At 30.0% G+C, this 25,005-nt stretch carries 22 protein-coding genes and 2 other annotated features; of the genes, 19 read left to right on the top strand and 3 right to left on the bottom strand.

The window, feature by feature from the left end; all coding sequences use genetic code 11:
• Positions 1-450 precede the first annotated feature (450 nt).
• Both EDD60_RS13675 and EDD60_RS13670 read left to right on the top strand, forming a co-directional pair.
• Positions 451-1,140 carry a LytR/AlgR family response regulator transcription factor gene (locus EDD60_RS13675; protein WP_066444445.1) on the top strand — a complete coding sequence of 230 codons (690 nt, stop codon included), beginning with the start codon at positions 451-453 and terminating at the stop codon, positions 1,138-1,140.
• A complete protein-coding gene (locus EDD60_RS13670) occupies positions 1,124-2,380 on the top strand; it encodes a GHKL domain-containing protein (protein ID WP_066444448.1) in 1,257 nt (418 codons plus the stop codon). The genes EDD60_RS13675 and EDD60_RS13670 overlap by 17 nt, the downstream gene beginning before the upstream one ends.
• Before the next feature lie 17 nt (positions 2,381-2,397).
• Here the strand turns inward: EDD60_RS13670 and EDD60_RS13665 are convergent, their stop codons facing one another.
• Positions 2,398-3,042 carry a DDE-type integrase/transposase/recombinase gene (locus EDD60_RS13665; RefSeq protein ID WP_066444449.1) on the bottom strand — a complete coding sequence of 215 codons (645 nt, stop codon included), beginning with the start codon at positions 3,040-3,042 and terminating at the stop codon, positions 2,398-2,400.
• A gap of 129 nt (positions 3,043-3,171) precedes the next feature.
• Between EDD60_RS13665 and EDD60_RS16760 the strand changes: the two genes are divergently transcribed.
• From EDD60_RS16760 to EDD60_RS13630, 7 genes are all read left to right on the top strand, one after another.
• Entirely contained in the window at positions 3,172-3,483 is a 312-nt protein-coding gene (locus tag EDD60_RS16760) for a transposase (protein ID WP_066444456.1), read from the top strand.
• Between the two features lie 111 nt (positions 3,484-3,594).
• Positions 3,595-4,077, top strand: coding sequence for a nucleoside-diphosphate kinase (locus EDD60_RS13655; protein WP_066444458.1), 483 nt, complete (start codon positions 3,595-3,597; stop codon positions 4,075-4,077).
• A gap of 753 nt (positions 4,078-4,830) precedes the next feature.
• Positions 4,831-6,810: an ATP-binding cassette domain-containing protein gene (locus EDD60_RS13650; protein WP_066444460.1), complete on the top strand. Its 1,980-nt coding sequence runs from the start codon at positions 4,831-4,833 to the stop codon at positions 6,808-6,810.
• Positions 6,803-8,578: an ATP-binding cassette domain-containing protein gene (locus EDD60_RS13645; protein ID WP_132226501.1), complete on the top strand. Its 1,776-nt coding sequence runs from the start codon at positions 6,803-6,805 to the stop codon at positions 8,576-8,578. Before EDD60_RS13650 ends, EDD60_RS13645 begins: the two co-directional genes overlap by 8 nt.
• 98 nt (positions 8,579-8,676) lie before the next feature.
• Positions 8,677-8,859 (top strand) — a binding site (T-box leader).
• Positions 8,860-8,895: 36 nt separating this feature from the next.
• Positions 8,896-10,176 (top strand): histidine--tRNA ligase, encoded by a 1,281-nt coding sequence (gene hisS, locus EDD60_RS13640; RefSeq protein ID WP_132226500.1) that lies wholly within the window; start codon positions 8,896-8,898, stop codon positions 10,174-10,176.
• Positions 10,169-11,935 carry an aspartate--tRNA ligase gene (aspS, locus tag EDD60_RS13635; RefSeq protein WP_066444467.1) on the top strand — a complete coding sequence of 589 codons (1,767 nt, stop codon included), beginning with the start codon at positions 10,169-10,171 and terminating at the stop codon, positions 11,933-11,935. The genes hisS and aspS overlap by 8 nt, the downstream gene beginning before the upstream one ends.
• Positions 11,913-12,995 (top strand): M24 family metallopeptidase, encoded by a 1,083-nt coding sequence (locus EDD60_RS13630; protein ID WP_066444470.1) that lies wholly within the window; start codon positions 11,913-11,915, stop codon positions 12,993-12,995. The genes aspS and EDD60_RS13630 overlap by 23 nt, the downstream gene beginning before the upstream one ends.
• An 80-nt stretch (positions 12,996-13,075) precedes the next feature.
• Here the strand turns inward: EDD60_RS13630 and EDD60_RS16130 are convergent, their stop codons facing one another.
• Positions 13,076-13,222: a hypothetical protein gene (locus EDD60_RS16130; protein ID WP_165973153.1), complete on the bottom strand. Its 147-nt coding sequence runs from the start codon at positions 13,220-13,222 to the stop codon at positions 13,076-13,078.
• 175 nt (positions 13,223-13,397) lie between these two features.
• On the opposite strand from EDD60_RS16130, the gene murC reads away from it, so the two are divergent.
• From murC to EDD60_RS13580, 10 genes are all read left to right on the top strand, one after another.
• Complete coding sequence (gene murC, locus EDD60_RS13625) at positions 13,398-14,705, top strand: UDP-N-acetylmuramate--L-alanine ligase (protein ID WP_066444472.1); 1,308 nt, start codon at positions 13,398-13,400, stop codon at positions 14,703-14,705.
• 63 nt (positions 14,706-14,768) lie between these two features.
• Positions 14,769-15,068 (top strand): DUF948 domain-containing protein, encoded by a 300-nt coding sequence (locus tag EDD60_RS13620; protein ID WP_066444473.1) that lies wholly within the window; start codon positions 14,769-14,771, stop codon positions 15,066-15,068.
• A gap of 18 nt (positions 15,069-15,086) precedes the next feature.
• A complete protein-coding gene (locus EDD60_RS13615; protein WP_066444474.1) occupies positions 15,087-15,569 on the top strand; it encodes a YtxH domain-containing protein in 483 nt (160 codons plus the stop codon).
• 2 nt (positions 15,570-15,571) lie between these two features.
• The gene (locus EDD60_RS13610) at positions 15,572-16,579 is read left to right on the top strand and encodes a LacI family DNA-binding transcriptional regulator (RefSeq protein ID WP_066444475.1); all 1,008 of its coding nucleotides are present in this window, start codon (positions 15,572-15,574) and stop codon (positions 16,577-16,579) included.
• A 44-nt stretch (positions 16,580-16,623) separates the two neighbouring features.
• Positions 16,624-18,183, top strand: coding sequence for a ClC family H(+)/Cl(-) exchange transporter (locus EDD60_RS13605; protein ID WP_066444478.1), 1,560 nt, complete (start codon positions 16,624-16,626; stop codon positions 18,181-18,183).
• A gap of 47 nt (positions 18,184-18,230) precedes the next feature.
• Positions 18,231-18,426 (top strand) — a binding site (T-box leader).
• Positions 18,427-18,460: 34 nt separating this feature from the next.
• Positions 18,461-19,687 carry a tyrosine--tRNA ligase gene (gene tyrS / locus EDD60_RS13600; protein WP_066444480.1) on the top strand — a complete coding sequence of 409 codons (1,227 nt, stop codon included), beginning with the start codon at positions 18,461-18,463 and terminating at the stop codon, positions 19,685-19,687.
• Between the two features lie 9 nt (positions 19,688-19,696).
• Complete coding sequence (locus EDD60_RS13595) at positions 19,697-20,338, top strand: FKBP-type peptidyl-prolyl cis-trans isomerase (RefSeq protein WP_066444483.1); 642 nt, start codon at positions 19,697-19,699, stop codon at positions 20,336-20,338.
• 71 nt (positions 20,339-20,409) lie between these two features.
• Complete coding sequence (gene truB / locus EDD60_RS13590) at positions 20,410-21,246, top strand: tRNA pseudouridine(55) synthase TruB (protein WP_066444488.1); 837 nt, start codon at positions 20,410-20,412, stop codon at positions 21,244-21,246.
• Positions 21,246-22,169, top strand: a complete 924-nt coding sequence (locus EDD60_RS13585; RefSeq protein WP_132226499.1) for a bifunctional riboflavin kinase/FAD synthetase — start codon at positions 21,246-21,248, stop codon at positions 22,167-22,169. Before truB ends, EDD60_RS13585 begins: the two co-directional genes overlap by 1 nt.
• Before the next feature lie 78 nt (positions 22,170-22,247).
• Complete coding sequence (locus EDD60_RS13580) at positions 22,248-23,951, top strand: Na/Pi cotransporter family protein (protein ID WP_066444534.1); 1,704 nt, start codon at positions 22,248-22,250, stop codon at positions 23,949-23,951.
• A gap of 22 nt (positions 23,952-23,973) precedes the next feature.
• Here the strand turns inward: EDD60_RS13580 and EDD60_RS13575 are convergent, their stop codons facing one another.
• A complete protein-coding gene (locus tag EDD60_RS13575) occupies positions 23,974-24,849 on the bottom strand; it encodes an ROK family protein (protein ID WP_066444492.1) in 876 nt (291 codons plus the stop codon).
• Between the last annotated feature and the right edge of the window lie 156 nt (positions 24,850-25,005).

The raw sequence follows: 25,005 nt of genomic DNA, 5'->3' as shown, positions 1-25,005 counted from the left end.
TTCTTTTGAATATTTATTTTTTCTTCCCAATATAAAAACCTCCCGTATCAGTGTTTAATTATTTACACTGTCTACTGGGAGGTTATCATATCAATATGTGTTAAGTATAATTAAGAATACAATGTTTAAAAAGTTTCATACTAATTTAAAACTTAATAAAAATAGACTTACTTTCTTACACCCTTTTTCGTATGCTGAAAATTGATTTACAATAATATTTTTGTTGTGATATAATATTTAAAATATTTATGTAGAATGAGGGGTAAATATGAGTAAAATTTGTGAAATAATTGTTAATAATTTTGTAGAAAAAGGAATCATAAAAATTAAAGATAAAAACGCATTGAGATTTGGACTAGAATTAATAATAAGTCAATTATATTGATTTTTTTTCATTAGTTCTTTTTTCTATCCTTTGCTTTAGTGATTATAAACAAGGAGGAAATATATATGAATATCGCAATTGTAGATGATCAAAAAGAATATCGAGAGTTAATAGTCCAAAGATTAAGTAAAATATCTGAGTTCGAAATTAATACATATTCTTTTGAGGATACAAGTTCGTTAAAATGCAGCAAAGTTTTATTTAATTTAATTATATTAGATATTGATCTCATTGATGAAAATGGATTGGATTTTGCAAAAAATAATTTAACTGAAAATATTGTTTTTATGACATCCTATGATTTTTATATGAAAAAAGCTTTTGGAAAGAATGTGTATGCTTTTATAGAAAAATCTGATTCTGAAGAAATATTTCTTGAAACAATTAAAAGTATAATAAAACAAATATTTGAAGAAAAAACCATGAGTGTTAAAAGTGATAAAGGTGTTGTCGATATATTTATAAAAGATATTATATATTTACAATATATAAGAAGAAAAACAATTTGTATTAAGCTGGAGAAGAATGATTACATTATCACAGGTTATGGAATTCAAGAATTATCTAAAAAATTAGAGGATATGTTTATTTTTTGTGATCGTGATATATTAATCAATAAGCATAGAATAATTGGAATTGATAATAACAATCTTTATTTAAGAGATTTAGACTATACTTTAAAAATAAGTGCAAGGCGTCTAAAAGAAGTTAAAAACGTTTATTTTTTGGAGAAAAAACATGAGATTATTATCTGAGTATTTTTTCTGTTATTTATATATTTTATGTTTAACTATAACTATTAAACCGTACTTAAATCAAGAAAGAAGTAAAATATATACAGTGATTTTCTTATGTATATATGCTCTAATTAATTTTTTTATTACGGGAGATTATATTATTGATTTTGATAATTATTTAATTTCAAATATTTTAGTAATACTCTGTGACTTTATAATGCTTTGCATATATAATAATGCACTTTGTTTTTATATATTATTCTACACAAGTTGCTTTTTTTGTGTGTATTCAATTACAATAAATTGTTTTTCATATATATTTTTTTTGGTCAATATTAATATTTTAGGAACGTATACCAATTATGGTTTTAGAGTTTTTTCAGTTTTTTTATATTTAATAATCAGTTATTTTCTATACAAAATGCTTGAAAGATTAAAAATCATACCTTCTGAAATTTTAATAAAAGAAAATTGTATAGTCTATAATGTAATAAATGTTATTACGGTTTTTGTTTTTTTGATTTTTTTTGGGTTACATTTAATAGAACTAAATATACCTTTTATTGTTTTTATATTTTTTACATTTGTAATTTTATGGATTACATTGCTTTACTTTTTAAATAGATCAATAGTTCTTCAATTAGATAATGAAAATCTTTCAATTGCAAATATCTTTGACGATAATGTTGAAATAATGATAGATAGTTTTAGAAATGAAAATGAAAAAGTAATGGAAGTAAAACATGATATAAAAAATCATTTACAAATATTAAAAACTATGAATAATTTGTATGATGTTAAAGAATATATTAATGATTTATATACAGATATTACGGACATAAAAGTTTTTGAACCAACGACCAATATTCAATTAATTGATATTATATTTAATTTGAAAAAAAATCAATATCCTTCAATCAGATTTTCTTATGATGTAAGTGTTGATTATATTAACATCAATGAGAAACATTTTTCAACAATACTGTTTAATCTAATTGATAATGCTTGTCAAAACATTGATATAGCATTTCCAAATGTAAATATTCAAATAATAAAAAATGATGAGACATTATTAATTACAGTTACTAATACAACAGATAGGGTATTAAGTTTAAATACTCAAAAAACTGTGGGACATGGTTATGGTTTAAAAATAATTCAATATTATGCTGAAAAATATGATGGTAGTTTTTTTATTAAGATGGAAAATAGTATTGTTATATCACAAGTTATATTGAAATGTAATAATAAAAAATAGAACAATAGCAATATATTTTAATATGTTGGTTTGGCTGGACGATGTTGCTTTGATACAGGATCATCATTCGTAAGTCCAATGACCTGTGTTACCTTAAAAAAGATGCGTTTTAATTGGAAATACTGTTGTGCTGCCTTATAGATTGGGTTCCCATCAACAACGAATTCAAGATCCTCTGGTATTTTCTTGAATTTTCTAAGGACTGAGTAGAAAGCATCAATGGCACTGAATGTGTCACGTTTCATGTAGATTCTATAAGAAGTGATGATTTTCTTCTTGACATCACACATGAAGAAGACATAGGCTTTCTTGCTTAGAACTTTAACATAGGTTTCATCGCCACATTGATATGAGTTGAAATTATGCTTATAGTTGTCCATCCATGGAAAAAGGAGATGACTGGCAGCCTGAGCATAGTTGGCAATAGTCTGATGAGATATTTTGATATCATGGATTTCATAAAGGATCAATGCGGTTTTTCTGAGTGAAAGACCATAGTTGATGTAATATGTTAAAACAAGACCGAGGATATGCTTGGAATTGCGGATTCTTGATAAATCTATTTTTGATGGTTCTATTTTATGTTGGAACTTCTCAAGCTTGTCCAGCGATGCATTAAAGACACGAGTGATATAGTGAAGAGAAAACTGAGAAGGATTCATTTTATATTTCTTCTTGTCTTCTTTGAAAAGTTTCTTGAGTTCTGACTTGAAGTGAGGACAATTCTTGTTTGGACATTTATAGACGTCAAAGCCACTGCGAGACCTGACAAGAGAAAGCTTATTGCCACAATGGGGACATCTTCTCTAGATAGACTGGATAAATTCATTAATGAATTTAGAGATTCCAAAGTTAATGGATTTATAAATGGAATAGAAAAAGATATTGCCCCGATCAAGAACACAATATCCTTCCCATATAGTTCTGGATTTGTTGAAGGTAACAACAACAAATTCAAACTCCTCAAACGTATTTTATATGGAAGAAGCAAATTAGTCAACCTGTTTAAGAAATGTTATGTACCATTTTTAATGAATAATACAGATTTCAAACTAGTCGACTTGATAAAGCAAAAAAACAGTACAATTTCTTGTACTGTTTAGATAGTTATTCTACCCATAACCGAGTAAGAACCAGATTTTCTATAGGGTTCTTTTTTTGACATATTTTATATTTGATGGTGGTATAATAGAAGTGGAAAAGAGGATGAAATCATGAAACAATATACATATATGATGTTAAAACCAGATGCTTTTGAAAATGATAAGAAAGATAAGATTCTACAAATGATAGAAGATCATGGTTTAAAAATTGAATCAGCAAAAGAAATTAAAGTAGATATGGATGTCATGAAAACATTATTAGAACACTATCATCAAGTTATTGATGATAAAGGGAAAACATTTAATTTTCCTGCGCGCTTATTTAATACATTTTATTTTGATGGACCACATTACATTATGCCAATGAAAGTAAGTTATGAAGGTAAAGAAGATATCATTTCATATTCACGTCAATTAGTAGGAAAAACCAATCCTAAAGAGGCTGCTCCTGATTCGATTAGAGGAAAAATGAGCCAAGATAGTTATGAATTATCAAACCAGCAATATCGTTTGGTCAATAATATTATTCATGCTTCTGATTCTCATGAATCAGCACAAAAAGAGTTGAATATATGGGCAAAATATCTAAAATAGCATTTTCAAAATATGAAAATGAAAAGGCTTTCAAAAATGTTGGAATTGTGCTATGATATAGGTGTAGAAAAGGAAAGGACTTGAAAGGAGGTCTTAAAGATGTTTGACAATAGAAAAACAAAAACTTTATATTTAAGACCAAGTTTCATAACGAATCTTAATCTTAAAAAAGATTATCGATTGGTTAAAGATTTACTACCCCCTAACATACGTTAGGCCTAGAAATAAGGCCTTAAATATAGAAAAAGTTCATGATATCTTAAAGTTAGGTTTTAATGGGTGAATAAGAAAATTTATATCAATCATAGTTTATAAAATATTTAAAAAATGAAGATTTATAAAATGAGTAAAAAATATAGGATATAGATATGTCATATTATTTAAGAAAAGTTTATAAGTTAGCGTGTATAAATATGAATTAAACGGAAGGTGATAAGAGATTGATTGATATAAATGAGTAGAAAAAGACATAGTAAAATTGCTTTATAGAATCCTTCATGAGATTATTAGAGATAATGAAATGAAGTTATAAGTGTTTCTAAGATATGTAAGAAATGTAAAAAGAGAAGAATAATAGGAATGAGCTTATAATGGAATGAGTTGTTTATAATAAGCAAGGCAACGATAAAGTATTGTTGTTATTGACATTGATATAAATCAATTGCATAGAAGATAATATTTCTTCTTTATAGTGGTGGTAGTATTCGAAAGATATTACCACCTTTTTTATAAACACAAGAGGGAAGTGATGGTATGTTAAGGTTAGAACATGTAAGTTTATCTTATGATAAACCAATATTTAAAAATGTTGATCTTCATTTTCCAGATACTTCCCTTTTCTGCATTCATGGGAAAAGTGGAAGCGGAAAGACAACGCTGTTAAATCTATTAACATTTGAAACTCCCATGCAAGAAGGAAAAATATTTTATAATGAAGAAGAAATAACAGAAAACAATAAAGATGATTTTTTATTTTATCATGTTTCTTATATTGACCAGGATGGTCAATATTTAAAAAATATGACAATTTATCAACATTTTGAATTCTATGCGAGATTACATCATTTATCAATTGATAAAGAATTGGTAAAAAAATATTTGGATAAAGTTTATCTTGAAAATATAGAAATAAAGAAATATCCATCATATTTATCAACAGGACAAAGAAAAAGATTTCTTATTGCTTTGGCTTTGATGATGAAAAAAGATATTCTTATTTTGGATGAACCTACAGCTTCACTAGATACTGAAAACAAAGAAAAGTTAATTGAAGTTTTAAAAGAATTATCGAAAGATGTTTTGGTTGTTTGTACTACTCATGATGAAATGATTTTAGAAGCAGCTAGTCAGGTTTGTAAAATTGAAAATTATCAAATTAATTTTGAAAAGACAATGTCTGTTATTCAGAAGAATAAAGACAAATCTTATCAAAAAATAAATAAGCTTCATTACTTTAAATATAAGAATATAAAGAATAAGATATTATATATTATTTTTATCGTTATTGGAGTATTAAGTACTGTATTCATATCGTATTCATTAAGTCAAAGGATAACGTTGAATTTACAGACAACAGAATATCAAAATTCTTTATCTCATAATGGCTTGATTTATTATAAGTTACCAGATGCTAGGTATTTGGATTGGGAAACTTATGATTTTATTGAAAACGAAGATTTAAAAATGATTCAACAAATATCTGGTGTTCAGTCAATTACACCTTATTATAATATTAAAGATTTTCATCATGGTGAAGGTAGAGAGTTTATATTGACTTCAAAAGATGGAGTGAAAAAGAAATGCTCATATTATTGGCCTCGTCAAAGTAAAAATTTGGGTATTGATTTTTATGCGAAAATTGTTATCTTTTCATATGATTCAACTCAACATATTCAATTGAATGGGAAAGATATACAAGGAACATATATTGATGAAAATTTTGCGGAACTTATTGATGAAGATGTGACAAAGGGTGGAACATTAGATTTGGATTTCTATTTACCTACAGAATATTTTGAACACTACACGACCATTGAAGGGGTAGAAGGTCAATTGAGGGAATATCAATTTAAGGATGAAAAATGTCCTTTATCAATCCAATTTAATGGTGTTTTAAATAGTGATGTATATAGTGATTCTGATAGTAGTACAGAGGGTAACTATGTAAAAATATTTATGCCTGTAGATCAAGTTCGAGAAATATTGAAAAGTCATGCCAAAAGTGAAAATCATATTTATAAACATCCAATGACTTATTTGATTATGTGCAAGCAAGATCAAAAAGATAATGTGAAGGTAGCAATTGAACAAGCAAATGAACTTTATCGTGTTCGTTTTCAAGATAATTATCATTATTGGGGTGCCACAACAACTATGGATTCTTTAAATTTGGTTATGTTATTTGCATGTATGAGTATGGTTTTGGCTTGTTGTTTATTAAGTTATTATCAATTGTATTTAAGAAAGAGTGAATTAAAGCTTTTAAGACGGGAAGGATTATCTAGAATCATGAAAAAATATTATATGGAAGATTTTTGGATATTCTCAATGATATGTTTATTGGCATCAATTCTTGCCTTAGGTATATTGACATTGATAAGTGGTGGAATATTTGCAATGAACATTTTATTTGTATCATGGATAGGAATCAGTGTTATTTATCTTTTGGTTTTAATAGGAATGGGATATTTTTCTTATCATTTAATTTGGAAAAGAGTTATGACATATGATTGAGTTAACGAATATTGAATTATCATTTGGTAAACGACAACTTATAGAAAAAGGTGGTATGTGTATACCTTATCAGCAAGTGACTCTTTTAAGAGGTGAAAGTGGTAGTGGTAAAACATCTTTATTAATGGATATTGGTTTGTTAGCACATCAAGCAAAGATGAATTATCTGTTTGATGGAATCGATATCAACACATGTCATGAAAAACAAAGAAGTTATCTACGACAAAATGAAATCTCATTTATTTTTCAAGAAAATTATCTTTTTGAACATCTTAATCTCATTGAAAATATCTATTTCTATGCTCATTTGATTCACCGACAAATATCTGAAGAAGAAATAAGGGAATACCTTGATTTTGTTGATTTGGATCTGGATTTTCAAACATCTTTAAAATCAATGTCAGGTGGTGAAAGACAGCGATTAGCAATTGTTTGTGGTATAGTTAAAGATGCGAAACTGTTTATTTTTGATGAACCAACATCTTATCTTGATAATGAAAACAAGCAAAAGATTATTTCTATTATTCAAAATTTAGCTTATCAAAAAGGAAAAATGGTTTTGGTAGCTTCACATGATGATGCCTTTGTTGAGATTGCTGATCAAATTTATGAAATCAAAGATATGAATTTATCTGCATGTCAAATATCTGAATATCAAATAGAATCAAAACCATTTCAAGATTACTCGATAAATCAAAAAGTTTTATATCAATATAGTTTGAAAAAAAGCAAAGTTTATGACATGGTTGCTGGAATTGTTTTAGGTCTTGTCTTAATGGGTTTTGCATTATCTTTGATATATGGGACTTTATTGAAAGAAAATGATGAAAAGAATTTGTTGCTTTCTATTCATCACTATGGGATTGTATTAAAAGAGGATGAGAAACCATTCAGTGTGACTGAACAAACACGATTAAAACAGGCATTACCTGATTTATCTATTTATCCTTATGCAATAATGACTTCGTCCTTACAAAGTACGCATCAAAAATTGAATTCAATAACAATCAAACCTTATTATGAAAAAATGATAACTGATAATGATATTTTAAAGAAAAAACATGAATTATCTTCCTCTGATATTTATGCAACTTATGAAATTTATCATTATTTAAAAGATGATGTCTTTTCTCATTTGATAAGTGAAGGACAATTATTTGATCAAGTTGATGCTGTGCTAAAACCAAATTATGATCATGAACAGGTGATTTATCTTCCATATGATATGATAGAGGGATATTATCAACAACAAGGCATAGAGTTATCAAATACGCCAACACCTTGGCTTGTTGTATCTATCAATTCTATCTCGGATTATCAAATGGCTTCTCAAAATATAGAATCATCCTATCAATTTTTAACAACACCTGATATTAACAGTCAAGTGCGTCTTTCACAAGTTTTTGGTTCCCAATATCTAATCGTTGCTTGGATTATTATTTTGGCTGTACTTTTTGTTTATAATACATATCGTGTTATAGAGGATAAAAGAAATATTGCATTATTGGAAACTTTAGGCGTGAATTATTATCAATTGATGAAGATGAAAGCACTGGAAGAATTGATTTTATTGACAATCATGGGTGGAAGTGCACTATTGTTAAGTGTTATTATGAGTTTCTTTTTAACTTTGATGACAATGGAAAATTTATTGTTGATATGTTTAGTAATTATAATGAATATGCTTTTTATATTTGTTATAGATATGTTGATTTTTATTGTTTTTGTCAAAAGATATTCAGTATCATTGTTGTTTAGAAATGATTGAAAAATAAAGATGATTTGAAATATGAAATTATTTTGTCATTAAAAAAAGAATTCATGAATAAGAGTTGATTTTTAGGGAAGAATCCTTTATAATTCTTATAAGTTCCGATGAAGAAGATTAAATAGTGAAATCTTTTAGAGACATTGTGGTTGGTGAAAACAATGAGAGGCAGCTATGGGACACTTTGGAGGATGTTATGAAAATAACCGTGAGTCGCGTTAAGACATGAGGGCATACTATGTATGAACTAAGGTGGTACCGCGTAAATAAACGTCCTTAGATAGGACGTTTTTATTATTTTAAAGGAGGAAAAGAAAATGGCATATAGTGCACCAAGAGGAACAGTTGATATTTTACCTGATGCAACAGGAAAATGGCAACAATTAGAACAACTATTAAGAACAATCTGTGCAAACTACAACGTTAAAGAAATGAGAACACCAATCTTTGAACATACTGAATTGTTTAGTAGAGCAGTTGGTGATACAACAGATGTTGTGACAAAAGAAATGTATACATTTGAAGATAAAAAAGGACGTTCCATCACATTACGTCCAGAAGGAACTGCAGGAATTGCAAGAAGTTATGTAGAAAATAAAATGTATGCATTACCAGAAAAATTACAAAAACTTTATTATATGGGACCAATGTTTAGATATGAAAGACCACAAAATGGGAGACAAAGACAATTCCACCAATTTGGTGTAGAAATGATTGGCTTAGAATCACCATATGTTGATGTTGAAGCTATGGTATTAGCTGTTACTGTGGTTGAAGCATTAGGATTAAATGATGTTAAATTACATATCAATTCATTAGGTGATGAAGAATCAAGAAATGCTTATCGTGAAGCTTTGAAAGAACATTTTAAACCAGTTTTAAATGATTTATGTTATGACTGTCAACAAAGATATGAAAAAAATCCTTTACGCATTTTAGATTGTAAAGTGGATAAAGATCATCCAGCTATGAATAATGCCCCACACACAATTGATTATTTAAGTGAAAGTGCTAAAGCACACTTTGATAAAGTTTGTGAATTACTTGATGATTTAGAAATTGAATATGTGATTGATACAAATCTTGTGCGTGGATTAGATTATTATTCGCATACTGTTTTTGAAGTTATTTCTGATGATCCGAAGTTAGGTGCAGGTTCTACTGTAGGAGGTGGGGGAAGATATAATACCCTTATCAGTGAACTTGGTGGACCAGATGTTCCAGGCGTTGGTTTTGCTTTTGGAATGGAAAGATTAATGATTGCGATGGGTGATCGTTTTGAGGAAGAAGAAGGTATTGATGTTTACGTTATGCCTCTAGGTGCTGAAGCTAAAGATTTAGCTATGCAAATTGTGACAATGCTTCGTGCTAATGGATTTACATGCGATATGGATTATTGTGATCGTGGATTAAAAGGTCAATTTAAGTCTGCAGATCGTTTCCATGCTCATTTTTCAATGATTATTGGTGAAGAAGAAGTTCAAAAAGAAGTTGTGAATATGAAATGTAATCATTCTAAAGAACAAGTTGAAGTTCCTTTAGAAAATATTGTTGCGTTTATTGAAGAACATTATGAAGGAGGACATGATCATGAATAGAACACATAACAATGGAGAGTTAAGGATCACTCATGTAGGTGATAATGTTGAGTTAATTGGATGGGTTGCTAAGAAAAGAAATTTAGGAGCTTTGGTTTTTATTGATTTAAGAGACCGTTATGGGATTACACAAATTATTTTTGATGAATCTTTTGAAGAAAGATTAAAAGATGTTAAAAATGAATATATTTTATCGGTAAAAGGAACTGTTATTGAAAGATCATCTAAGAATCCAAAGATTCCTACAGGTGAAATTGAAGTTCAAGCAAAAGAATTTACAATTGTCAATACAGCAAAATTAACACCAATGATTGTGGCTGATGAAACAGATGCCTTAGAAGAAACAAGAATGCAATATCGTTATCTTGATTTAAGACGTCCAGTGATGCAACAAAACATTATGACAAGACATAAAATTACACGTTCAATTAGAGAATATTTAGATGGTTTAGATTTTATTGATATTGAAACACCTTATTTAAATCGTTCAACACCTGAAGGAGCAAGAGATTTCTTAGTTCCATCTCGTGTTCATAAAGGTGAATTCTATGCTTTACCACAATCTCCTCAATTGTTTAAACAATTGTTAATGGTTTCTGGTTTTGAAAAATATTATCAAATTGCCCGTTGTTTTAGAGATGAAGATTTACGTGCTGATCGTCAAATTGAATTTACTCAAGTAGATGTTGAAATGAGTTTTATGTCAACTGATCAAATCTTAGAAATTGGTGAAGGTATGATTGCAAAATTAATGCGTGATGTCAAAGGTATTGATATTGAATTACCGCTTCGTCGTTTGACTTGGCATGAAGCAATGGAAAGATATGGTATTGATAAACCTGATACACGTTTTGGTTTAGAACTTGTGAACTTAAATGATGAAGTTGCAGATGTTGATTTTGCAGTGTTTAAAAGTGCATTAGAAGCTCATGGTCATGTCAAAGGAATCAATGTTATAGGTGAAGCCAATAACTTCTCTAGAAAGAAAATTGATCAATTACAAGACTTAGCAAAAACTTATAAAGCGAAAGGATTAGCTTGGTTAAAAGTCACTGATCAAGGTGTTCAAGGACCAATTGCAAAGTTCTTTACAGATGAACAAATGCAGCGTTTATTAACAGCTATGAATGCTCATGAAAATGATTTGTTGTTGTTTGTAAGTGATGCAAAATATGAAGTTGTTTGTGATTCACTAGCAGCGATTCGTAATTATTTAGGAAAAGAATTGAAATTATATGATCCATCAACATTTGATTTCTTATGGGTTGTTGATTTCCCAATGTTTGAATATGATGATGAAACACAAAGATATTATGCAAAACATCATCCATTCACAAGACCTAAAGATGAAGATATTGATAAGATGGAAACTGATCCTGAAAACTGTTTAGCAGATGCTTATGACATTGTTTTAAATGGTTTTGAATTAGGTGGAGGTTCTCAAAGAATCTATGAACAAAGCTTACAAGAAAGAGCTTTTAAAGCTTTAGGATTTACGCAAGAACAAATTGATGCTCAATTTGGTTGGTTTGTTGAAGGATTACAATATGGAACACCTCCTCATGGTGGATTTGCTTTAGGATTAGATAGAATTGCCATGTTACTTTGTGGTTGTGATTCTTTAAGAGATGTTATTGCATTCCCTAAAAATACAAGTGCCACTTGTCCAATGTCAAAAGCTCCTACACCAGTGGCTGATGCACAATTAGATGAGTTAGGAATAGGAGTGGTTAAAGATGAATCAAGCAAGAGTGAATAAAGTTTTAGATGAAATGAGTGAACGAGGAATGGATCATTTGATTATCAGTGATCCTAGCTCAATTGATTATTTAACAGGATATAACAATCATCCTGGTGAAAGAATGTTTGTCTTATTATTATCATTAGATGGCAATCATACGATGTTTTTAAATAAACTTTTCTATTTAGATCAAGATTTGCAAATGAATCTTGTTTGGTATGCGGATACAGAAGATGGACCAGCATTGGTTGCTGATGCATTAAAAGATGCCAATGTGGTAGGTGTTGATAAAAACTGGGAAGCAAGATTTTTAATGCGGGTTATGGAACTTTCTAATGATGAATGTTGTTTTGAACTTGGATCTATCTGTGTTGATCATGTCCGCATGATTAAAGAAGAAAAAGAAAAAGAATTGATGCGTGAAGCGAGTCGTCTTAATGATTTAGCTATTGATCAAGTGATTCAATTATGTGCCAAAGGAAATTTAACTGAAATTGAAGTTTCTAAACAAGTTGCTGGAATTTTTCAAAGTTTAGGATGCTCAGGTAACTCATTTGAACCAATTGTTGCTTATGGAGCAAATGGGGCAGATGGACATCACGAAGGTGATGATTCACTTTTAAAACCAGGTGACAGCATTGTGATTGATATGGGTGGAATATATCAAGGTTATTGTAGTGATATGACCAGAACTGTTTTCTATAAAGAAGTTTCTGATGAACAAAGAAAAGTCTATGATTTGGTTAGAAAAGCCAATGAGATTGCAGAAGCGATGATTAAACCAGGGGTTAAATTATGTGATATTGATAAAGCAGCTAGAGATGTGATTAGTGAAGCCGGATATGGTGAAAACTTTAATCATCGTTTAGGACATTTTATAGGCAGAAATGTTCATGAATATGGTGATGTTTCAGCGGCTTTTGATATGGAAGTGGAACCAGGCATGATTTTCTCTATTGAACCAGGTATTTATTTACAAGGTGATTTTGGTGTGAGAATTGAAGATCTTGTTTTGGTTACTGAAGATGGTTGTGAAATTTTAAATTCATATACAAAAGATTTGTTAGTTATCGGTTAAGGGATGTGCTAAAAGCGCATTCCTTTTGTTTATATATTCAAAAAAAGGACATAATAAGAAAAAACACGGTTGCCCGTGTTTTATGCTCTTGCATTTGAATTATCTTCAAATTTGAAGTTGTTCATTTGATCAAAACTACTGTTTTCTTGTTGGTTTTGATTATACCCTTTGTTTTTACTTTTGTTTTGATTTTGAACTTGGTTGTTTCTTGAATTTTTTTGACTCATTGTTTATCTCCCTTTCATTTCTATTGACATTTATAGTATGTGTAGAGTTATTGGAATTATCCATTGAAGTCAATAAAAACAAATTGTTAAAATTTGCAAAAAAAATCACAAAAAATATAAAGAGATAGCATACATTTTCATCAATTTGTGCTAGAATAGAGGCGAGGTGACGATGATGTATTATTTTATAGGAATTAAAGGTTCAGGTATGGCATCACTTGCAACAATATTATATGATTTAGGATATGATGTTGCTGGAAGTGATATTGATAAATATATCTTTATTGAAGATGAATTAAGAAAAAGAGGAATTCCAATTTATTCTTTTGATAAGAATAATATTAAAGATGGTTATGATGTGATTATTGGAAATGCGTTTGATGAAACAAATGAAGAAGTCAAAGCAGCAAAAGATAATCCTAATGTTGTAACTCATACGTATTATGATTTTTTAGGAAAATTAATGGATAAGTATATCTCCATTGGAATTGCCGGGACACATGGAAAAACCACAACAACAGGAATGGCTTATCATTTGTTTAAAGACTATGATAAAACATCTGTATTGATTGGTGATGGAACTGGTCATGCGGTAGAAGATAGTAAGTATTTTATTAGTGAGACTTGTGAATATCAAGATCATTTCTTGCATTATTATCCAACTTATGCTGTGATTAATAATATAGAAATGGATCATGTTGATTATTTTAAATCTATGGAACAATATGAAAAATCATTTGAGACATTTGCTAATCAAGTAAAAGATACAGTTGTTGTATGGGGTGATGATCCACATTTACCACATTTGAATTATACAACCCGTGTTTTAAAATTTGGAACAGGTGAACATAATGATGTTCAAGCAAGAAATGTCATTAATAATGATCATGGGTTATCATTTGATGTTTATATTCATAATGAGCTGTTTGGTCATTTTGCTTTACCATTTTATGGAATGCATATGTTATACAATTCATTAGCAGTCATTACTTTAGGATATTTAGAGAATATGCGCGCTGATTATATTCAACAACGTTTAGCAACATTTGATGGTGTGAAACGTCGTTATACAGTGAAGGAAGTTGGGAATAATATCTATGTTGATGATTATGCTCATCATCCAACAGCTATTCGTTATGTAATTGAAGCAACTCGTTCACGTTATCCAGGTAGAGAAATTGTCGCTATTTTTCAACCAGATCGTTTTTCAAGAGGATTAAGATTTGCTAAAGAGTTTGCTGAGGCAATGGATTTGGCTGATCATCCATTCTTGGTTCATTTCCCAGAGAACGCGAAAAAAGAACCTGGAATTGATATTGATATTTATGAAATTGCACAATATATTCCTCGTGCACATGTCATTCATGAAGATGAAGAAGCTGTAAAATTATTAGCTCAATATGATCATATTGTTTATCTTTTTATGAGTAGTAAAGATATTTATAAATTAGAAGATATGGTTATTGATTATAAAGCACAATAGAGCTTGCTTTTCATTCATGGAAAAATATGGTATAATGAAAGAAAGTCGAGGAAAGGAGAACTTATGGACGCACAAGTAGTCTGTTATTGTATTTTGCTATTGAGTATTGCGTTTGCTTGTTTAAGCTTAGGCTTGTTATTGATTAGAATGTCTGGAGCTGTGAAGGAAGCAACTGTTTTAATGACAATTGTTGAAACAACTTTAGCAAAAGTGAATCATATTTTAGATGATGTCAATAATAAAATGGAAATGTTAAATGCACCAGTTGAATTAGTAAGTGGTTTCTTTTCAAGAGGTGCAATGAAAACTGGATTACTTTCAGTATTAGGGTTTTTAACTTCTATCTTTAGAAGAAAAAAATAGAAAAGAAAGGTGAGAGAAATGAAGTTCGGAAAGTTTTTAGTAGGTTTAGGAATTGGTGCTGCTGCTGGATTGTTACTGGCTCCTAAAAAAGGTAGTGAATTAAGAGAGGATATTAAAAGAGAATCTTTAAAAGCATATGATCAATTAAAGAATATGACTAAAGAAGATGTTGAAGCATTGTTAGGTCAAACAATTGAGACAGTGAAAAAATCAGTTGATGAATTTGATGTAGATACTTTTAAAGAAACAACAAGAACAAAATTAACTGATTTAGAAGCAAAATTAGAAGAATTTGCTTCTAAAGTGAAAGAAACTGATCAGTATATGCAAGTTAAAGAAGGTGTTGTTGATTTAACTGATAAAGTGAATTCTAAAATAGATGAAGTAAAATCTAAAGTTTTAGATGCTTCATTAGATGATGAATACTTAGATGAATTAGAAGAAGAAATCGATGATGTTGAAGATAAATTAGAAGAAATGATTGAAGAAATCAAAGATTAATTATGGGTAAGAATGTTACAATTTATGATGTTGCTAGAGAAGCAGGTGTTTCTTTAGCAACGGTTTCCCGTGTTATTAATGGCTCAAATGTCGTTAAACCAAATACACGTGAACGTGTCATGGAAGCTATTCAACGTTTAGATTTCAAACCTAATCAAATCGCAAGAGGACTTGCAACAAGTAAAACAACAACAATTGCTATTGTTTTTCCTCAATCATTATTTGCACATGTTAAAGATATGATTGGGGGTATTGGTGATACAAGCCGTCGTTTAGATTATAATGTGAGTATCTATACAACTGATGAAATCGGTGATGGAAACCCTATTGAAACGGTTATTGAAAAAGTTGTGAAATCAAGAGCTGATGGAGTTATTTTATTTAATAATGAAGAAATTGAACAAGAAATTCAATTGGTTAATAAATATAAAATTCCTTCTGTTGTCATTGGTTCACGCGTTTCTAGTGAATACATGGGTTCAATTTTTATTGATGCAAAGAAGATTGCATATGATATTGTTGATGAATATTTATCAAAAGGTAAAAAGGATATTGTTTTTGTCAGTCCAAAACAAAATCTTATTAGAACAGAAGATTTAATTTTAGGTATTGAAGAAGCTTATCAAAAACATGGTATGACTTTTGATAAAGATAAACAAATTTTACCAACATCTACACATTACGAAAAAAGTTATCCACAATTTTTAGAATATTTTAAAAATCATAAGCATGATCTTGTTTTTTCAGGTTATGATAAAGAAGCTGTAGCTGTTGTTAATGCGGCTATTGATAATGGTATTCAAGTTCCTGGTGATATGGAAGTGATTGGAATGATGGATACAAGCTATGCTTTAATTTGTCGTCCTGCTTTAACATCTATTCATGTTCCAGTTTATGATATGGGTGCTTTAGCTGTTCGTTTATTAACGAAGATTTTAAATGAAGAAGAAATTGATGCAAGAGAAGTTCCAGTGCAGCATTTATTAATGCCAAGAGGAACGACAAAATAAACTTCTAAGGATTTAGAAGTTTTTTTGCGAAAGAGGGGAAAAGAATGGAAAAAAGAAATTCTGAAACACTACATATATTAAAAGAAAGAAATAAACTAAGCAGTCGTTTGTTTTTTGAAGGTTTATTAGTTGGTGGAATAGCTGGTTTTATTGCGATTGTTTATCGTTTATTATTAACGAATGCTGAATCTTTATATTTTACAATTGCATCTTTTGTGAAAGGAAATATCTTCTATATTATTTTATGGTTAATAGGTTTAGGAATTTTAGGGTTTATTATTTCTTTGTTTTTGAAATATGAACCATATATTTCTGGTTCAGGGATTCCTCAAGTTGAAGCTGAAGTTCAGGGGCAGATTGATCAGTGTTGGTATAAGGTTCTTTGTGCGAAAATTGTCGCAGGAACGCTTTGTATTGTTGGGGGATTGTCTTTAGGACGAGAAGGGCCTAGTATTCAATTAGGCGCAATGGTAGGAAAAGCAGTTTCACGTTTTTTTAAACGTATTAAAACCGAAGAAAGATTTTTATTGACATGTGGAGCAGCAGCTGGTTTATCGGCAGCATTTAATGCACCACTAGCAGGAATTATGTTTGCTTTAGAAGAAGTTCATAAGAATTTTTCAACCAGTGCTTTGGTTTCTGTTATGTGTGCTTCTATCACAGGTGATTTTTTAAGTCGTAATGTTTTTGGTTTATCACCATCATTACATTTTACTATGGATTATGCATTACCTTTATATGATTATGGATGGTTATTGATCTTAGGAGTTGCGACGGGATTGTTAGGGGCTTTTTATAATAAGATGACAATGACATCCCTACATCTTTATGATAGAATTCCTTGTTTAAAATCTCATCAAAAAGTGATTATTCCGTTACTTATTTCTGGAATTTTAGGTCTATATATCCCTCAAGTCATTGGGGGAGGACATGTTTTAGTGAGTTATTTGAATAGTGAAAACGTTGTTTTATCAACATTGGTTATTCTATTGATTGTTAAATTCATATTTTCATTATTAAGTTTTGGTTCGGGAGCACCGGGTGGTATTTTCTTCCCTTTACTTATTTTAGGGAGTTTGATTGGTGCTATTTTTGGGAAACTTGCAATTATGTTAGGGGTTCCTGAAATATATTTTATGAATTTTATTATCTTTGCAATGGCTGGATTCTTTGCCGGAATTGTAAGAGCTCCAATTACTGGAATTGTATTAATTGCTGAAATGTGTGGAACATTGAAGTTGATGTTACCAATTGCAGCGGTTTCTTTTATTGCTTATATTGTAGCAAATAGTATTGGAAGTGAACCGATTTATGAAAGCTTATTACATCGTTTAACTAAAAATAAAACGCAAACTGATTATGTTGAAAACAAAGAATTAATTTCTTTTGTTGTGAGTTTAGGAAGTCTTGCTGTTAATCAAACAGTTGCTTCTTTAAAATTACCTCCACGTTGTTTATTGGTTTCCATTATGCGAGGGAAACGTGAGATTATTCCTCATGGTGATACACAATTTTATGTGGGAGATCAAGTGATTATTATTGTTGATAAATATAGAATTGAAGAATCGAAAGCAAAATTAGCGGAAATCTTTACTTTTTCATGATGTTTCGATTTTGCTGTTGACTTCATCTTCAAAATTTAATATGATATATTCAAGCGTTGAAGGAGACAAGTAGTTATAGGCTGTGTCATAGAGAGCTTGTGGATGGTGGAAACAAGTCACAAAATATAATGAATACACTCTGGAGCATCTAAGTGCAAAGCTTAGACGGTGGCAACACCGTTATCAATAAGAGAGTATGTGTAAACATAAATAAAGGTGGTACCGCGAGAATTCGTCCTTTGGGAGGAATTCTCTTTTATATTATAAGGAGGATATTATGAAAATTTATGATGAATTGGTATGGCGTGGATTGATTAAAGATGTCAGTTCACCAGATTTAGAAGAAAAATTAAATAATGGAGGAATGACTTTCTATATTGGAACTGATCCAACTGGAGATAGTTTACATATTGGACATTTTTCATCTTTTTTAATTAGTAAGAGATTAAAAGATGCAGGGCATAATCCTATTTTATTGGTTGGTGGAGCAACTGGTTTAATTGGTGATCCAAAACCTGATACTGAAAGACCAATGATTACAAAAGAACAAGTTCAACATAATTTTGATTGTTTAAAGAAACAAGCTCAAGATTTATTTGGTTTTGAAGTTGTTAATAACTATGATTGGTCAAAAGATTTAAACTTTATTGACTTTTTAAGAGACTATGGAAAATACTTTAACGTTAATTACATGTTAAATAAAGATATTGTTAAAAGAAGATTAGATTTAGGAATTACTTATACAGAATTTTCTTACATGATTATGCAGGCCATGGACTTTTATTGGTTATATGAAAATAAAGATTGTCATATGCAAGTTGCTGGTCAAGATCAATGGGGAAACATTACAGCTGGGATTGAATTAATTAGAAAGAAAACAGGAAAAGAAGCTTATGGATTTACAATGCCATTACTTACAAAATCTGATGGTACAAAATTTGGAAAAACAAATGGACATGCGATTTGGTTAGATCGTAAAAAGACATCTCCATATGAAATGTATCAATTCTTTATCAATTCAGAAGATGACAAAGTCATTGATTACTTAAAATTCTTAACTTTCTTATCAAAAGAAGAAATTGAAGAATTAGAAGAAAAGAATAAAACACAACCACATTTAAGAGAAGCTCATAAAGCTTTAGCAAAAGAAGTTATTACCTTCATTCATGGTGAAGAAGCATATAATGAAGCATTAGAAATCTCTCAAATGTTGTTCTCTGGAAAAATTCAAAATTTAACATTAGAACAAGTTCAATCTTGCTTCAATGGAGTTCCAAGCATTGAAATGGAAGAAGATACTCAAATCTTAACTGCCTTAGTTAAAGTAGGTGCAGCTTCTTCAAATCGTGAAGCTCGTCAATTCGTTACAGGTGGATCAGTATTAGTTAATGGTGAAAAAGTTACAGATGTGGAATTTGTTGTGAAGAAAGAAAATGCATTTGGTCAAGTTGCTACTGTTATTAGACGTGGTAAGAAAAACTATTATGTCATTAATCATAAGTAGAGGTAAGATATGAAGAAAATTTTAGTTGCTTTATTGTGTTTAGGATTATTAACAGGATGTCAAAGTGAAAAAACGTCTACATCTCAAGTTAAAGCTGAAAATGGAGATGTTGTAAACATTGATTTTGTTGGGAAATTAGCAGGAAAAGCTTTTCAAGGTGGAACGGCTGAAGGTTATATTTTAGAATTAGGTTCAAAGACTTTTATTGATGGATTTGAAGAACAAATTGTTGATATGAAAGTGGGAAGTGAAAAAACAATTGAAGTCACATTTCCTGAGAATTATCAATCTAGAGATTTAGCTGGTCAAAAATGTGAGTTTGATATTACATTAAATAAAGCTTATAAAGAAACCAAAGAAGCAAGTCAAAAAGGTGATATTGTAAAAATTGATTATGTTGGAAAGTTAAAAGGAGAAGCTTTTGATGGAGGAAGTGCCAATGGTTTCTTATTAGAACTTGGATCTGGTCAATTTGTTCCTGGTTTTGAAAATCAATTAATGGGATTAAAAGCAACTCAAACCAAAGAAATTGATATTACATTTCCTTCAAATTATGGAAGTACGACAATTAATGGAAAAACTGTAAGTTTAGCAAATGCTAATGTTGTCTTTGAGGTTGCTGTAAATCATGTTTATCACGAAGCAAAATAAAGGGTTCTTATGACAAGAACTCTTTATTTCTTTTCTTGGTTATTTATGGTATACTAAACAACGGTGATAAGATGGATGGAATATTATTAATTAACAAACCAGCGGGTATGACAAGTCATGATGTTGTTAACTGTATAAGACGTTTGTTACATACTAAGAAAGTTGGACATTGTGGAACTTTGGATCCTGATGCAACAGGGGTTTTGGTTTTATGTATTGGTAAAGCAACAAAGGCTTTGCAATTTTTAACAAGTGAAGAAAAAGAATATATAGCAACACTTTCTTTAGGAAAATCTACGGATACATATGATGCTAGTGGTACAGTATTAGAAACAAAAGAATTTCAAGGTGTCGATCATGTTGAAGAAGTATTGTTGTCTTTTTTAGGCGCTCAAAAACAAATGCCACCGATCTATTCAGCCATTAAGGTGAATGGAAAAAAATTATATGAATATGCTAGAAATGGTGAAGATGTTCATATTGAACCACGTGATATTGTGATTAAAGATATCCAATTACTTGAACAAAAAGATAATATTATTCGTTTTCAGGTAAAATGTTCAAAAGGAACATATATTCGTTCTCTTTGTGTTGATATTGCTCGAAAGCTAGGTTATCCTGGTCATATGTCACATTTAATCAGAAGTCAATCAGGTCATTTTCTTTTAAAGGATTGTGTGAGTTTAGAAGATGTTGAAAAGGGACATTTTCATCTTTTGAGTTTAGAGGAAGCTTTTGCTCATTTTGAAAAATACGAAGTTGAAGATGAAAATATTGTGATTCATGGAAAGACAATCAAAAGTGATATTGACCATCAAGTTGTTGTTGTTAATCGTGAGGGAAAAGTCTTGGCTGTCTATGGACCAGATGGCAAAGGTTATCTAAAAAGTGTGAGAGGATTATTTTAATGAAAGTTATTTATTTAAGGGGACAAAAAGTCGATATAGAACAACCGGTATGTAGTGCCATTGGTTTTTTTGATGGACTTCATGTTGGACATATGGCCTTGGTTGATGAAGTGATTAAGGTATCAAATGAAAAAGGTTATGCAAAAGCCTTAATGACTTTTGATCATTATCCTTTGTATGTATTAGGAAAGATTACTGAAGAAAAGTATTTAACTTCAATGAATGATCGTATTGCGATTTTAGAAGATAAAGGGATTGATTATTTATTTGTTATTGAGTTTACTAAAGAAGTAGCTGCTATTTCACCTGAAACTTTCATAGAAAGATATTTAATCAATTGTCATATTCAACATGTTGTATGTGGTTATGATTTTCGCTTTGGAGCTTGTAATTCAGGTGACCCAACAACTTTAAAAAAACATACAGATTTAGGTGTAAGTGTGATTGATGAAGTTATTTATAAAGATGAAAAAATTTCTTCATCACGTATTAGAAATCATTTAGAACGTGGTCAAATTGAAGATTTAAATGAATTATTGGGACGCCAATATACAATTAAAGGTGAAGTTATTAAAGGAAGAAGAATAGGGCATTTAATTGGTTTTCCAACTGCTAATATTGATTATCATTCTTATTTCTTACCGGTTAATGGGGTCTATGGAGTGAAGGTTTATATTCAAGGACAATGTTATATAGGAATGTGTAATATTGGATATAATCCTACCTTTACTGCTTTAGATAAACCATCTTTAGAAGTGAATATTTTTGATTTTAATCAAGATATTTATGGAGAAAAGATTGTTGTTGAGTTTTATTTATTCATTCGTAAAGAAAAGTCATTTCATAATAAAGATGAATTGATTCAACAATTAAATTTAGATCAAGCTTATATTCAAAAGTATTTTCAAACATATCATGTTTAAAATACTTTTTTGTTTTTGAATTTTTATCATTTAAGGGAAAAGCTATGGTAAAATAGAGATAGAAAGATGGTGAGAGATATGGCAAATTGGTTAAATGCAGCAACAATTCAAATGGTAGGAATTGTTTTAGGAGGATTAGCAATATTTATTTATGGCATCAATATGATGAGTGATGCTTTAAAAAGTATTGCTGGAACAAGAATTCGAGAATATATTGAAAAATATACCCGTAATCTCTTTATGTCTATTTTTGTAGGAACAGTGATATCGGCACTTTTGCATTCCAGTTCAGCTGTGACAGTTATTTCAATTAGTCTTGTAAGAGCGGGGTTAATGGGACTTGTTCAGGCTATTGGAATTACGATTGGAGCAAATATTGGAACATGTGTGACATCGATTATGATTGGCTTAAATATTGAACAATTTGCTTATTATTTTGTTTTTATTGGAATAGCAATGATGTTTTTGGCTAAACGTAAGAAAATGTCATATATTGGTAAAGTCGTTGCTGGCTTTGGATTGATTTTTGTTGGCTTGGAATTAATGAGTGATCAATTGGTAATGATTGCTAAACAACCATGGTTTATGGATATCATGGTGATGTTAGGTAAACAACCTTGGTTTGCTTTGTTAGGGGCAACACTGGCTACAGCGATTATGCAATCTTCAACCGCAGTTATTGGAATTGTTCAAAAACTCTATGTTACTGGAGCATTATCACCAGCTGCAGGGGCAGCATTTATCTTTGGAGCCAATGTTGGAACATGTATGACAGCTTTACTAGCGGCGATTGGCGGATCTATTTCAACACGTCGTGCAGCTTGGTTTCATGCTGTATATAATGTTTTAGGTGCATTACTTGGGATGTTATTGTTGATTCCTTTTGTTCAATTGACTAACTTTGCCAATCATTTGATTGGTGGAAGCGGTGAAATGTATATTGCTCAGGCACATTTTCTTTTCAATGTTATTTCTACAATTTTAATTATTCCTTTTGTTGGTCAATGTGTGAAATTACTTCAACTTTTGATACCTGGTGAAGATTCTAGAGGGGTTAAAATTGAAAATATTGATGAGTTAGATGATCAATTGATTGAAAAATTCCCAGCTGCAGCTTTAGCTGTTGCTAAAAAGAATACAATGCGAATGGGACGTAATGTCTTAGAAAATATAAAACTATCCCAGCATTATCTCACTTCAAAAGAACAAGAAGTTTATGATGAAGTCCTTGAAGTTGAAGCATTGGTTAATAAATATGATGCTAATTTATCACAATATCTATTAAAAATTGCTCAACAACCTACATTATCAAAAGATCAAACCCAAGAATATTATAAAAATTATCAAATTATTAAACACTTAGAACAAATTTCTGACCAAGTTAATAATCTCATAGATTTTTATAAAATGGTTTATGATGAAAATGGTCAATTTTCTCAAGGGGCTATTGATGATTTTAAGAAAATCTATGCTTTAGTAGAAGATATGCTTATCACTGCAATGCATATCTATGAGACTCGCAAAGGGACTCGTTTATTAGGACAGCTCAATAGTAAAACAAAACAACTCAATGCTTTGATTTTAGAATGTCAACAGAATCATTTTGAACGTATGTGTGATAATATTTGTGATAATTCTGTCTCTGCTTCAGTTTTCTTAGATATTTTATCACATATGGAAAGAATTGGCGATATTTCACTCGATATAGCAAATCGTACTTTTGTTGCTTATAAGAAACACCAAAGTCAATTCTTAGATCCAAATCAATTAGAAATTAAATAAAGGAAGATGGGCATCTTCCTTTTTAATTTTTTTCAATTGTTTTTAAATAATAATGCAAGGCACCTAATAAATTTGCGCCATTTAAAAATGTACAAGCTTGAATAATTGGCTGGTGATCATCTTCTTGATGTAAATCTCGCATCTTTTGAAATTCTTCTTGGATTGTAGAAATTAAGATTTCCTGGGCACTTATTCCTCCACCAATACTAACCGCATCCAAATCAAAAAGATAATCCAAATTATAGATTAACATAGCAATTCTGCGACAAAACGCTTGAAAGATTTGTCTTGCTTCTTGATGATCAAAAAGTTTTTGAAAAACAATTTGTCCATCAGGCTCACAACCAATTGCTTGGCTTAAATCACGAATCAGGGCTATACCACTATCACTCTTTGAAATATTATATACCGATGAATAATCAAGTGTTTCTGGTGCTAATAAGCAACCAACTTCACCAGCTTTATGCCGAGGACTATCAACCAATTCTCCATTCATTATAATTGTTCCACCAATTCCACTTCCAAAGACGAGCATAAAAGCATTACTCATGTTTTGTAAACTTCCTTGCCACATTTCACCCAAGGCTGCACATTTGGCATCATTTTGAATCGAAACAGGAAGTTTGGTACGTTCTTGTAATTCTTCTTTAATATTATGATGATTTAAAAAAGGAAGTAAGGTAACAGCTAGCATTTCTCCAGTTTGTGCATTTAAGATTCCTGGCATACTTAAAGCAATTCCTTTGGTATTTTGCTGAACTAATTTTTCTAAGCTTTCATAAAAAGCCATTCGATTTGTTTTGATTGTTTCAAATTGGCCATTTTCAAAGCAATGTCCCTCTTTATTATAATAACCATATTTGGTATAAGTTCCTCCTACATCAATAACTAAATACATATTTTTCACTCCTATCTCAATTGACTTTATTATACAATAAAATCAAGAAATATCCTATAGTTTCATATAATGTTGTGATGAATAGGTTATTGATTTTTAATTTTATCTATTTTTTTATCATTGAAAATGATATACTTGTAACTATTACAAGGGGGT

The sequence above is a fragment of the Longibaculum muris genome (assembly GCF_004343035.1).
GTDB classification, from domain to species: Bacteria; Bacillota_I; Bacilli_A; order Erysipelotrichales; family Coprobacillaceae; genus Longibaculum; species Longibaculum muris.
This window is presented reverse-complemented; position numbering and strand designations above follow the sequence as displayed.

Coding starts and splice junctions, on each gene's coding strand:
- EDD60_RS13655 (WP_066444458.1), top strand. CDS start 3,595: ATGAAACAATATACATATATGATGTTAAAACCAGATGCTTTTGAAAAT.
- tyrS (WP_066444480.1), top strand. CDS start 18,461: ATGAAAATTTATGATGAATTGGTATGGCGTGGATTGATTAAAGATGTC.
- EDD60_RS16760 (WP_066444456.1), top strand. CDS start 3,172: ATGGGGACATCTTCTCTAGATAGACTGGATAAATTCATTAATGAATTT.
- EDD60_RS13630 (WP_066444470.1), top strand. CDS start 11,913: ATGAATCAAGCAAGAGTGAATAAAGTTTTAGATGAAATGAGTGAACGA.
- murC (WP_066444472.1), top strand. CDS start 13,398: ATGTATTATTTTATAGGAATTAAAGGTTCAGGTATGGCATCACTTGCA.
- aspS (WP_066444467.1), top strand. CDS start 10,169: ATGAATAGAACACATAACAATGGAGAGTTAAGGATCACTCATGTAGGT.
- EDD60_RS13645 (WP_132226501.1), top strand. CDS start 6,803: ATGATTGAGTTAACGAATATTGAATTATCATTTGGTAAACGACAACTT.
- EDD60_RS13610 (WP_066444475.1), top strand. CDS start 15,572: ATGGGTAAGAATGTTACAATTTATGATGTTGCTAGAGAAGCAGGTGTT.
- EDD60_RS13650 (WP_066444460.1), top strand. CDS start 4,831: ATGTTAAGGTTAGAACATGTAAGTTTATCTTATGATAAACCAATATTT.
- EDD60_RS13615 (WP_066444474.1), top strand. CDS start 15,087: ATGAAGTTCGGAAAGTTTTTAGTAGGTTTAGGAATTGGTGCTGCTGCT.
- EDD60_RS13575 (WP_066444492.1), bottom strand. CDS start 24,849: ATGTATTTAGTTATTGATGTAGGAGGAACTTATACCAAATATGGTTAT.
- truB (WP_066444488.1), top strand. CDS start 20,410: ATGGATGGAATATTATTAATTAACAAACCAGCGGGTATGACAAGTCAT.
- EDD60_RS13580 (WP_066444534.1), top strand. CDS start 22,248: ATGGCAAATTGGTTAAATGCAGCAACAATTCAAATGGTAGGAATTGTT.
- EDD60_RS13605 (WP_066444478.1), top strand. CDS start 16,624: ATGGAAAAAAGAAATTCTGAAACACTACATATATTAAAAGAAAGAAAT.
- EDD60_RS13595 (WP_066444483.1), top strand. CDS start 19,697: ATGAAGAAAATTTTAGTTGCTTTATTGTGTTTAGGATTATTAACAGGA.
- EDD60_RS13670 (WP_066444448.1), top strand. CDS start 1,124: ATGAGATTATTATCTGAGTATTTTTTCTGTTATTTATATATTTTATGT.
- EDD60_RS13585 (WP_132226499.1), top strand. CDS start 21,246: ATGAAAGTTATTTATTTAAGGGGACAAAAAGTCGATATAGAACAACCG.
- EDD60_RS13665 (WP_066444449.1), bottom strand. CDS start 3,042: ATGAATCCTTCTCAGTTTTCTCTTCACTATATCACTCGTGTCTTTAAT.
- EDD60_RS16130 (WP_165973153.1), bottom strand. CDS start 13,222: ATGAGTCAAAAAAATTCAAGAAACAACCAAGTTCAAAATCAAAACAAA.
- EDD60_RS13675 (WP_066444445.1), top strand. CDS start 451: ATGAATATCGCAATTGTAGATGATCAAAAAGAATATCGAGAGTTAATA.
- EDD60_RS13620 (WP_066444473.1), top strand. CDS start 14,769: ATGGACGCACAAGTAGTCTGTTATTGTATTTTGCTATTGAGTATTGCG.
- hisS (WP_132226500.1), top strand. CDS start 8,896: ATGGCATATAGTGCACCAAGAGGAACAGTTGATATTTTACCTGATGCA.